Genomic DNA, 1,324 nt, shown 5'->3' on the forward strand with positions numbered 1-1,324 from the left:
GGGGAGTCCTGGTCTGCACGGGTACACGGCGACGAAGTTCGCGGTGCGTGGGCTCACCAAGTCGGCGGCGCTGGAGCTCGCGCCGCAGGGAATTCGGGTGAACTCGGTGCATCCGGGCCTGATTTCCACGCCGATGACCGAGGGGATTCCGGCGGACTTCCTGCAGATTCCGCTCGCGCGGGCGGCCGAGCCGGATGAGGTGTCGGCGCTGGTGGCGTATCTGGCCTCCGACGAGTCCTCGTATTCGACCGGCGCGGAGTTCGTAGTGGACGGCGGTCTCACCGTCGGTGTACCGCACAAAAGCTTCTGACCTGGCGCGCAGAGCGTTACGGGCGATCTACTCGCCCGAACGGGTGATTTCGGCGCGCGAAAGCGAGGAAGATGGAAGGTATGGCCCCCAACAGTGCGAAATATCTGATCAGCAACGGCACCGACGACCGGGTGTCGCTTTTCGATGACGGGCGCGTGAAGGTCTGGTCGACCACCCATTTGTGGACCGAAGAAGCTCGCGTGCGGCACAACGCCCTCGGCGAGACCGTGCTGCTCGGCATCGGGCGCACCCTCGGTGAGCCCGGCCCCGTGGATCGGCGCCAGCAGTGTGACGCGGAGTTCGAGCTCGACCCGGAGAAGGGTCACACGGTGGCTGCCACCGTCGGCGCGGACAACGGGACGTTCGTGCAGTTCTTCCATGACGGCAAGATCGCGGTCGGCAACGACGGCCGCGATGTGGCGACGGTGTTCAACGCCGGCCGGGAAACGACGTCGGCTCGCGGGACGACCGGCGTCGGTGGGTCGGTGATGGTCACCTTCGGTGGCAGCTACCGACCGAGGACCAAGCGCGAGAGTGACTTTCAGGTGGAATTGAGCGAGGCCACGGCCCCGCGGCCCAACCGGCTGTACAAGGACGAGTTCCTGGTGAAGTAGATCCGGCGAACCGGGGCGACCGATCTGGTCGCCCCGGCTCCGGTTCGTCAGCCGTAGTAGCAGACGTAGTGCAGGGTGTCGACGACCTCGATGTCGAACGAGCTGTCGCCGGGGACCTTGAACGACTCGCCCGCACGGTAGGTGATGGGCTCGGTCGTACCGGCCAAGGTCACGTTGGCCTCACCCGCGACCAGCTCCATGATCTCCGGAGCATTGGTGGAGAAGGTGAGCGACGACGGCTGGATCACGCCGACCGACACCGAGGCGCCATCGGGCAACTCGAGGCTGTAGCTGACGCACTTGCCGTCGAAGTAGACGTTGGCCTTCTTGCTGACGGAGACGTTCTCGAACTTCGACATGGGTCCTTCCGAGGGGGTGAGGCTGGCCTCACCCGCGACCA

Annotated in this window: 3 protein-coding genes; 2 read left to right on the plus strand and 1 reads right to left on the minus strand. The window is 65.7% G+C overall.

Features of this window, described 5'->3' with window-relative positions:
• The coding region (locus ACFWF3_RS36100) for an SDR family oxidoreductase (protein ID WP_379318657.1) at window positions 1-310 on the plus strand (310 nt) is incomplete at its 5' end.
• Window positions 311-390: 80 nt separating this feature from the next.
• On the plus strand, window positions 391-924 hold the full coding sequence (locus ACFWF3_RS36105; protein ID WP_378992460.1) for a hypothetical protein: 534 nt from the start codon (window positions 391-393) through the stop codon (window positions 922-924).
• Window positions 925-971: 47 nt separating this feature from the next.
• Here ACFWF3_RS36105 and ACFWF3_RS36110 read toward each other — a convergent pair whose 3' ends face one another.
• Window positions 972-1,283, minus strand: coding sequence for a pyrimidine/purine nucleoside phosphorylase (locus ACFWF3_RS36110; RefSeq protein ID WP_379318659.1), 312 nt, complete (start codon window positions 1,281-1,283; stop codon window positions 972-974).
• Between the last annotated feature and the right edge of the window lie 41 nt (window positions 1,284-1,324).

The sequence above is a fragment of the Nocardia sp. NPDC060220 genome (genome assembly GCF_042727815.1).
In the GTDB taxonomy this organism is placed as follows: domain Bacteria; phylum Actinomycetota; class Actinomycetes; order Mycobacteriales; family Mycobacteriaceae; genus Nocardia.

Coding starts and splice junctions, on each gene's coding strand:
- ACFWF3_RS36110 (WP_379318659.1), bottom strand. CDS start 1,283: ATGTCGAAGTTCGAGAACGTCTCCGTCAGCAAGAAGGCCAACGTCTAC.
- ACFWF3_RS36105 (WP_378992460.1), top strand. CDS start 391: ATGGCCCCCAACAGTGCGAAATATCTGATCAGCAACGGCACCGACGAC.